Origin of the sequence: Psychrobacter sp. Sarcosine-02u-2, assembly GCF_002836335.1 — a bacterium.
Classification (GTDB): Bacteria; Pseudomonadota; Gammaproteobacteria; order Pseudomonadales; family Moraxellaceae; genus Psychrobacter; species Psychrobacter faecalis.
In genome coordinates this window covers 1-8,925 of record NZ_PJBX01000005.1, presented here as the reverse complement: position 1 = coordinate 8,925, position 8,925 = coordinate 1, and the positions used below count along the sequence as shown (strand labels likewise).

Sequence of the window (8,925 nt, the reverse complement as noted above, 5' to 3'; positions counted from 1 at the left end):
AGAGTGGCGGCTAGATTGCGTTGACACACTGTTCTTTTATTTCTTATGGCTGTGTGGCTATTTATAAGTTCTTTGACTATACCATATCTCCTATAGCAGCCGCACCTCTGAACATAGGTGGATAAGAAAAATCGCCTTTAGGATGTTTTTTTAAATAAAGATTTTTGGCTTCAATAATTAACTCTCGATAATATTGACTTAGGAAGTCTTCTTGATATCCATTAACTTTTAGCCATTCTATTACTACACACTCTGGGCGATAGAAAAGCGCTATATCTTCCTGTATCAATTTGGCATCTATTTCCCGTACAAACTCCATATTTAATGGTGTCATTCTGTAGTTCCTATCTGTTTTTTATAGGCTAATGATAAAAAAAGCACAGTAACCAGTCCTATAATTCAAAAGTCTGTTATAGATAGTTCCATATTAACAGTTTGCTTTAAGTAGTCTGTTAATATGCTTGAAGGGTGAAACAGCTGGTTCTCTTGGGGTATAGTGTTTTTATATCCTATTTCGGCTAGACTATGCTGTCTTTAGAGTATGCAACTACACCGTCATAGGTTACTAATAATGAAAAATTGGCAAGTAATAGCGTTGTGTTTTTCAATAATAGCTTCAGTAGCAGCAGCTACTTTCTATCTTAAGTATGAACCACAAACGATAGTGAAATCTGATGCTGGAGTAGTTGATTTAGGCAAGGTATTTGCCGAAAATGTTATGATTGATATTGTATGGCTAGACTATGCTGGTAATGAAGATAAGTTTGTTGAAGGCGTTAGTTTCTATGAATCGTCTCAGCCAATAGCTAAAGCACTAGTAGATTTGAACAATCAAAGAAACAAGGGTGTATCTGAAGAGAATAAAACAACCTACGATAAGATAGATAATTATCAAGCTGGTAAGGATAGATTCATAATTCGGACTTACATTACTTACCTCAGCTCAAACTTTAAAACCACACCATACACCCTTGTTATAGGGGAGGAAAAACAAACTTTACAAGGATATAGACCATTAAAAGATAGTATTTACTCGGTAGTTGATAGAAGTTTCAAGGCTAAGAAAGAAGAAGTAGCGAGCAACTTGTTTATGACTAAATAAAACAGTTCATTTATTAATCTTAGAGATACAAAGGTACTGCTGATTTTAGATAGCTAGGCAGTTACACAGAATTCGGGATGGTCTCCTTAGAGAAAATATTACTATTGAAAATATTTTAGCTTAAAAAAAAGAAGCCCTCCTAAACGAGGGCTTCTTTTTTTTAAGCTTTTTAAGCCATGGCGACAGAAAAATCTAACTCTTTGCCTAATGCTCTAAAAGCTTTTTCTACAGTATCTATTTTCGTAGTATGTTCTAGATTAACTATTCTTGTTACTTGTTGAGGTTTTATACCCATTAGTTTAGCTAGTTCAGCTTGGCTTACACGACTCTCTAGCAAAGTATTTAAAAGCATTATTTTAGTTGATGCACTTGCTGGGAGATTAATTACTACTTCATCTTTTTCAGGCTTACTAGGTAGGGGTACCTGACGATTATCTTCGAAGTAGAAATCCATTGCTGTAAGTAAAGCATCTTCTGCCATTTCGACTGCTTCCTCATAGGTATCACCTTGAGTAATAGCTTCTGGAATATCTCTGAAAGTTACGACAAAACCATCTTCATCTTTTATAAACTTCGCGGCGTATTTCATGTTGTTAGCTCCACCTAGAATCAGATTTTTATCTACCATAATGCTTATTATGATAGATCATTGAATTGTTTCTAGCTTAGTGATGTCTCTTTAGTATGTTCTCTATGTCTATCTGTATTAGCTTTCTAATATTTTTTAAGGAATTTATATATAAATATATTCATTCTTACAAAGAAACTACCAGAAGACATAATCCTTGGTTTGTTGTTGTTTAAGCTTTCGACAGACGATCCTTGCACGGTTCATCTATAGTGCCACTCTATGATAATAATTAAGTATTTTATTAAGTCGCTATATCAATGTGGTATTACATCCCATTGAAGGCTAATTCCCAATGGGATGTATAACAGTCACATAATACCTAGTTGCTTCCTTATCTCTTTGGCAGTGAAGTTTTTAATTTCATTGTGCCTGGGTATGGTTGATTGCTTACCGTTCAAATAAACTTTTTGATGTTTACTGCCTTCTCCAAACGTAGCACCTAGCTCCTTGAGCTCTTTAATAAAATCTAATCTTTTCAAATTGGCTCCTTACTTATTATCACCTTCCATTATAAACATTAATGCTTATAAAGTAAACATTAATGTTTATAAAAAAATAAATAATTGAACATGCTTTAAAATGTTTTTTAAGTGTTGATAATCAATCTAATTTTTGTTAGCTTGTAATAAGCCAGCATATACCGTGGGTACAATATCCACTCCGTTACTATTGACCCAAGGCATGCCGGTAAGGGGGAACCCCTTAACCCCAAAAGCAAAAGCTAATAACCTAAAAGTGAGGTCATTATGGTTAACTCTGCTAGGAAGAAATTTATAAAGATAAGGGCTAACCCTGATGAAATAGCCGAGATAAAAAAACGTGCAGGTGACATTGATATGTCGACTTATCTTAGACAATTAGCCTTTGATCAACCAATAGCACCGCCAACTCCTATTCTTAAACAAGTAGTACATAAAGTAGATCCTGAGTTAGTACGAGCTATTAACCGCATCGGCATCAACATCAACCAAATAGCCAAACAAACCAATGCAGGGCAAGAGGTGGGTAACTCAGTGTTGATGGCCTTGCTCAATTTACAGACCTCGCTAGACAAAGCATTAGCATCGAGTGTGCCCGATGATCGTTAAATTTTTCACTCGTGGTACTGGTGGTAGTAAAGGCGTGTTTGATTACTTGCTCAAAGATAAAGAGCAGCCAGACGGCAAACGCCTTGGTGCCGAAGTATTGAGGGGCGACATAGACAATCAAGCCTTGCTCATTGATAGCCTCGACTTCAAGCAAAAATATACCAGTGGTTGTTTATCGTTCACCGAGACCGCCGACGAGGTCACTACAGAACAAAAAAATGCCTTGATGGACGGCTTTGAGCAGACCATTCGAGCAGGACTAGACGTAGATAGGGTAAGCGTTAGCTGGATTGAGCATAGAGACAAAGGCCGGTTAGAGCTGAACTTTGTCTTTGCTAATGTCGATTTAGAACACGGCCGAGCGTTTCAGCCGTACGTACACAGCGTTGATAAGCGCAGAGTCAACGCATGGAAAGACATGCAAAACATCGAGTATGGTTTTACAGACCCAAGCGACCCAGCTAATAAGCGACTAATGGCGCAGCGTGACAACTTACCAAGAGAGATCAAAGACGCTAGGCAAGCCATTACTGACGGTCTACAAGCATTGGTAATTGAGGGTGCGATAACCAATCGTGACGATGTTATTCAAGCCCTCACTGATGGTGGCTTTGAGATAGCAAGAGAGACGGACAAAGCGATCTCCATTAAGAACCCAACAGGAAAACGAAATATTAGGCTGACAGGCGGATTATATGAGCGAAGTTTTAAGTTTAGCCCAGAAGTTCAAAACACAGTCACAGCAGCAAGCGAAGACTATCGAGCAAGAAGTACAGAACGCTACGATGCAGCTAAACAGCTTTATGACAGCGAAATTACAAGAAAGCGAGACTATCATCAAGCAAGGCATGGAAAGCCTCGACTTGAGCAACGAGCAGCTGCTCGCGATGTTAGCAAAGCATCAAACCGATATGAGTACAGCCCTCGAAAACTATATGAGCAACGTCCAAGCCCATTTAACCCAAGATTTAAACCAACTCGCAGAACAGACAGAGACGATGATAGAGAGCTACACACAGCACATCGCGCAGCTGATAGAGGAGCGAGAGGACAGGATCGCGCAGGTCATCAGATCAGAAATGAAGAAATGGGCAATCGTAGCCAGTTTGGTCGCACTTACGATACTGGTGCTAGGCATCATCATAGGGGCAGTATCAGTCAACAAGTTCTCAAAACCGATCTACATCATTCAAAAACCGCAAACACAGATGCAGCAGCCGATAAACTACGGGCAGAGGTAAGTTATGGACAAGAGATTACTAGACCAAGTACAACAAGCCCTACAATCACAGCAGGACACGATCAAACGGCAAGAGCAGATGCTAGACGACAAAGACCAAGATATAGCAGAATTGACAGCCTCATTGAACAAATTAGCTCAGACGCAGACACAAGAGATGCAACACTTGCCGATGCTATTCAATACGTTGAAAGAGTCGATGGAAAAGTACACCAAAGAATGGGTTATCTGGAAAAATTATCGGAAAGAGCACGCACAGACACAGGAAAGTATAACAGAGCAATTACTCGCCTTAGCCAACACGCAAAATCGACTAGCAGAGACGTTGAAAGAGTATCAGAGTACGATAACACCGCCCGAATATATAGAGAGAGATACGACGCAATTAGAGAGCAAATTGAACACATTAGCGAGTACGCAGAGCGAAATAACAGACTCACAAGCGAAAATAGCAGACTCACAAGCGAAAATAGCAGACTCACAAGCGAAAATAACAGCCTTACAAGAAAAATTGACGGTGGAATCGAGGATATTAGACGAATTGCTGAACAAACCAGAGCTTTAATACAGTCTAAAGAGCAAGAAATTGCTCATGCTATAACGCCTAAAAAATCACGTTCTCCAAGGATGGGAAGATGAATAAATAGTATACCCAAACGTATCTAGCCCTTGTATGACAAGGGATTGAAGATATCAACGAATAAGTGTAAACTACAGAAACGATTAACCCCCAATGCTTGCAGGCACTAGGGGTTAGATAATCTTAATCTGCGTGGTAGCACAGATATAATACTTACTTGTGGTGAGTTGTATTATATCCAAGCTACTGTGCTAACACAAGCGTGCGCGCACATGGAACTTTTGAAACAGGTCAATCCTGACAATTGGAAGCAAAACCCAGAGCTTTCTACTATCTACAATGCCTTACCTAATACGCTTAGGTGTAGCACAATCAAAAATAATACCCAGTATCGCAAGAAAAACCCTGTTAACGCACAGTCAGGGCATACATTCGCATACATCAGCTATAACTACCCATCAAACACTAAATTCATTGTTATAGATCTCGACTATGACAACGCTGTATTTGCGTATTCAGACATTGGAATACCGCCGCCCACCGCAATCGCTCGAAACCCCCAGAATGGACACTGTCACTATATTTACCTCTTGAAAAAAAATATTTTTTATCAAACAGCAAAACAGCAAGAAATATTCTTTGCCTTAGCTGTTGAGCAAGCCCTCGTAAGAGTATTAGACGGCGATAGAGGGTTTACGGGAGGGTTAGCTAAAAACGTACTTAGTAATGCACACGAAGTGTTTGTCACAGGTGTAGGGGAGTATGATCTACACGATTTAGCGGACTATCTAGATTTAGAAAAAATTGATCATAGCGACGCATCTGCAGGTAATGATGACTTATACGGACGCAATACCAGCACGTTTGATACAGTACGGCATAGAGCATACCGCATAGCCAAAAAATATACCTCTGATGCACTGTACCGAGAGGTTCTAAATATGTGCATGGATGTTAATAGCTCATTCTCTGACCCCTTAGGCGCTTTGGAAGTAGCAGGTATAGCGAAGTCGATAACAAAGTTTTGCAAAGGGAAGCTGTTTACAGGCATCTATCACGAGCGTTTTAAAGCGCGTCAAGCTAAAAAAGGCAGTAAGGGCGGTAAGAAGTCCAAACGTAAGCCTGTTCCAACGTCAGAGCGTACAACAAAGCCTTGGGAAAATCTTGGAATCAGCCGGTCAACGTATTATAAGAACAAGAAATGTGAGACAAATGAGACAAAAACAGAGAACGACAAAATGCCTTGGAAGCTAATGGGTGTAAGCCGTTCAACGTATTACAGACGTTTAAAGAATGAGACCAGATAAGCCTAATCAGGTAAACCCCCCGTAGGGGTGCGGTGGCTGCATTGTGCGCTGCCGTACTGTAGTATTCTGTCTGTGGGATTGGGGCTATAAATCAAACATAGATAACAGAGAGTCGGTGTCCTTATCTCTGCCTCTAGATCCTATTTTCGGCTGCTTAGGCTATTCTTACTGTTTTAGGTATACTGTGTTCTTTGCTGATGCCCCTTATCACTGGGGCCTGTATGTATATCTGCATCTACTTATTTACACACATGCGTACAGGTCGGCCTATTTTCTTATGGAGAATCTTATGTTTGGAAGACTGGGAGTTGTTGCTGCGGTAACGGTTCTTTTAACACTTACCGCCTGTTCTGATCCTGAGGTTGATAAGTCTGGAAAGGTTATCTCTGCTCCTGAGGCTTCTGATGCCGGTGAGCTGAAAAGCACTCCTCTAAATATACCGTCGTATGAGATCGTAGAGGACGAAGTGCTACGTAATGTTAAGCGTACTGTAGAGGTGCAGCTAGCTTCGCGAACAGATGAAGATTCTCTTAAAGTTCTAGCACAAGAGATTTATGATCTATCTAAAGCAAAAGTTGAACGTACTTTTATAGGTTATCGGATTGCCGGTGAAGGATTAGACCAAGCGTTTTGGGCAACAACTAACTATAATCCGGATCTTAAAATACATATTATGGGAAAGAATGCTGCGGATTATGAGCGATTAAAGAGTATGCCTTTGCCAGAAGGTGAAATATTAGGAAGTTGGATGGTAAGTGATGGAATAGATTATAAAATAGTTGCATATATGAAAGGTGGCAAAGCTTATATGCAAACAATCTATGACACGAAGGGTTCAGACAAAGAGTATGAACTAACCGAAACTGATGAAGGGGTTAAGCTTCAACTCGAGGATGTAAGAGATTCAAAAGAGTATTATGTTATTAATAAAGCAGGTGATCTAGAGTTTTGGAGCGAAAATGGTAATTATCTTACAGCTAAGAAATCTTAGAGAGAGCCCATCCCGCATTCTGTGTAACTGGTATTTAGCTTGCATTACTACTTACACAAACTTTAGGACACCCTTACTTCTGAAATTTATATATTCTAGGAAATCCTGTTTGCTGTACTATTTGTGCAGCTAAATTTCTATCAGTTATTCTACGTGTACATTCAGCAGCGATGAATTGTGCTGCCATAGCAACATCAATCATTTTGAGTCTTGTAAGCTCACTAGGTCTATAGCGAGTACCTACAAGGTCTGGAAGATTCTCACATAGCTCTATTACTTGCTTATCGCTATCTAAAGATCTTTCTTTTACCAAGAGAGATGCCATTTTTTTGAAATTGTGTCCTAATTTATTTTTCATGAAACTTTCTTCATATCCAATATGTGTAAAGGCAGCTTTAAAAGCTAACTCTATAGCAACAAGAGATACTGGAATCATCCCTTCAATATTGTTTGAATCTGATAAAACCCTTGATGTGGCGGTAATATTTGAAAGAGCATTTTTTAATAAATCACTAGCAGAGGAATCTCTCGTAATAAGGTCATTAGCTCCATAGCCAAAATCATATACGTCACAAACATTATATATCGCATGATATGCCTGTTCTGGATCGTACCTAAGTACCTCATCCAACTCCTCCTCACTGATATCAATCAAGTCCAGAGGTATAAGTCTATATTCTCCATAACCAACATGAATGTTTACGGGATATATAGTGAGTGAAAAGTAATATCGATACATCATGCACTGCTGATATCAATTTTTCTTGCTTGCTGTGCCTGCGCAGACAGAGGCTACAAAAAATTAATATCAGCAATACCGTCGCGTTTTTAGAATATTTTGATTATACAGGCATACATTTGGCTAATAGCGCGGTGGCACGTACATATCATCGGGAATTGGCTCGCGGTAATACTCATCATCGCGCTTGCGTTCGGGCAACTCAATCTCATCGCGCGGTACTTCTTTATAGGGGATTTGCTCAAGTAAATGAGCGATACAGTTTAGTCTTGCGCGCTTCTTGTTATTACCCTCAACTACCCACCATGGTGCTTCAGGGATATGAGTGCGCTCGAACATGGTCTCTTTTGCTTTGGTGTAGTCTTCCCAGCGTCGGCGTGATTGTAAATCCATCGGTGAGAGCTTCCACTGTTTCAGTGGGTCATATATCCGACTCATAAAGCGTGCATGTTGCTCGTCATCGGTAATGGAAAACCAATATTTTACTAAGCGTATGCCTGATCGCACTAGCATGCGCTCAAATTCTGGCACCGACTGAAAAAACTCTTCATACTGCGCATCTGTACAAAACCCCATGACCCGCTCAACACCGCCGCGGTTATACCAGCTGCGATCAAACAATACGATCTCACCTGCGGCTGGTAAATGCGCAACATAGCGCTGAAAATACCATTGTGTTTGCTCGCGTTCCGTTGGAGCAGGTAAGGCTGCAACACGGCAAACTCTAGGGTTCAGCCGCTGGGTAATGCGTTTGATGGCGCCACCTTTACCAGCAGAATCCCGCCCTTCAAAGATGACGACGATACGCTCACCGCGATCAACTACCCAATCCTGTAGTTTTATAAGTTCTCGCTGTAGTCGTACCAATTCATGAAAGTATGTACGTCGATCCAGTTTTTCTTGCTCGCTCATCTCACGTCCGTTAAAACGAAAGTCACGTGCATAGTCATCTATTTCGTTTTCTAGTTCTTCATCATACGTATCGATTAAGTCTTGGTGCATTTTCCGACGCAGTTCATCATCAAGAATGTCTTTTTCGATGCGCTCAGAAAGAATGGCTTGTTCCTGATTGTACCGATCTAAATCCTCCTTAGTCGTTAGAGATTGAAAATCAGCGGTTGTAATCGGTTCTGTCATCAACAATTTTTCAGAGCCAAAAATGACTTGCCTCATTTTTCTTAATAAAACTTTTGTCTTACCCATAAATATTACCTTTGTTTTGCGTATCGGCTTTTTTAAGAGGCTGT

General features: G+C 40.1%; 11 protein-coding genes. 6 read left to right on the top strand and 5 right to left on the bottom strand.

Annotation, left to right across the window (positions count from 1 at the left end; all coding sequences use genetic code 11):
* Positions 1 to 76: 76 nt before the first annotated feature.
* Positions 77 to 334, bottom strand: coding sequence for a hypothetical protein (locus CXF58_RS00460; protein WP_102076241.1), 258 nt, complete (start codon positions 332 to 334; stop codon positions 77 to 79).
* A gap of 237 nt (positions 335 to 571) precedes the next feature.
* Here CXF58_RS00460 and CXF58_RS00455 point away from each other — a divergent pair, with 237 nt between their 5' ends.
* Positions 572 to 1,102 (top strand): hypothetical protein, encoded by a 531-nt coding sequence (locus CXF58_RS00455; RefSeq protein ID WP_102076240.1) that lies wholly within the window; start codon positions 572 to 574, stop codon positions 1,100 to 1,102.
* A 169-nt stretch (positions 1,103 to 1,271) separates the two neighbouring features.
* Here CXF58_RS00455 and CXF58_RS00450 read toward each other — a convergent pair whose 3' ends face one another.
* Positions 1,272 to 1,691 carry a type II toxin-antitoxin system HicB family antitoxin gene (locus CXF58_RS00450; protein ID WP_102076242.1) on the bottom strand — a complete coding sequence of 140 codons (420 nt, stop codon included), beginning with the start codon at positions 1,689 to 1,691 and terminating at the stop codon, positions 1,272 to 1,274.
* A gap of 350 nt (positions 1,692 to 2,041) precedes the next feature.
* Positions 2,042 to 2,212 carry a type II toxin-antitoxin system HicA family toxin gene (locus tag CXF58_RS00445; RefSeq protein WP_102076239.1) on the bottom strand — a complete coding sequence of 57 codons (171 nt, stop codon included), beginning with the start codon at positions 2,210 to 2,212 and terminating at the stop codon, positions 2,042 to 2,044.
* 267 nt (positions 2,213 to 2,479) lie between these two features.
* Here CXF58_RS00445 and CXF58_RS00440 point away from each other — a divergent pair, with 267 nt between their 5' ends.
* The 5 genes from CXF58_RS00440 to CXF58_RS00425 all read left to right on the top strand — a co-directional run bounded on the left by CXF58_RS00440 (position 2,480) and on the right by CXF58_RS00425 (position 6,939).
* Positions 2,480 to 2,821, top strand: coding sequence for a plasmid mobilization protein (locus CXF58_RS00440; RefSeq protein ID WP_102076238.1), 342 nt, complete (start codon positions 2,480 to 2,482; stop codon positions 2,819 to 2,821).
* Positions 2,822 to 3,516: 695 nt separating this feature from the next.
* The gene (locus CXF58_RS14160) at positions 3,517 to 4,062 is read left to right on the top strand and encodes an MbeB family mobilization protein (RefSeq protein ID WP_416375558.1); all 546 of its coding nucleotides are present in this window, start codon (positions 3,517 to 3,519) and stop codon (positions 4,060 to 4,062) included.
* A 3-nt stretch (positions 4,063 to 4,065) separates the two neighbouring features.
* Positions 4,066 to 4,626 carry a hypothetical protein gene (locus tag CXF58_RS14155; RefSeq protein ID WP_416375557.1) on the top strand — a complete coding sequence of 187 codons (561 nt, stop codon included), beginning with the start codon at positions 4,066 to 4,068 and terminating at the stop codon, positions 4,624 to 4,626.
* Between the two features lie 287 nt (positions 4,627 to 4,913).
* The gene (locus CXF58_RS00430; protein ID WP_102076236.1) at positions 4,914 to 5,948 is read left to right on the top strand and encodes a replication initiation protein; all 1,035 of its coding nucleotides are present in this window, start codon (positions 4,914 to 4,916) and stop codon (positions 5,946 to 5,948) included.
* 289 nt (positions 5,949 to 6,237) lie between these two features.
* Positions 6,238 to 6,939: a hypothetical protein gene (locus CXF58_RS00425; RefSeq protein ID WP_102076235.1), complete on the top strand. Its 702-nt coding sequence runs from the start codon at positions 6,238 to 6,240 to the stop codon at positions 6,937 to 6,939.
* 73 nt (positions 6,940 to 7,012) lie between these two features.
* On the opposite strand, the gene CXF58_RS00420 is transcribed toward CXF58_RS00425, so the two are convergent.
* Together CXF58_RS00420 and ppk2 are read right to left on the bottom strand one after the other, a co-directional pair.
* On the bottom strand, positions 7,013 to 7,570 hold the full coding sequence (locus tag CXF58_RS00420) for a hypothetical protein (protein ID WP_145989761.1): 558 nt from the start codon (positions 7,568 to 7,570) through the stop codon (positions 7,013 to 7,015).
* Positions 7,571 to 7,801: 231 nt separating this feature from the next.
* The gene (gene ppk2 / locus CXF58_RS00415) at positions 7,802 to 8,881 is read right to left on the bottom strand and encodes a polyphosphate kinase 2 (protein WP_228706493.1); all 1,080 of its coding nucleotides are present in this window, start codon (positions 8,879 to 8,881) and stop codon (positions 7,802 to 7,804) included.
* Between the last annotated feature and the right edge of the window lie 44 nt (positions 8,882 to 8,925).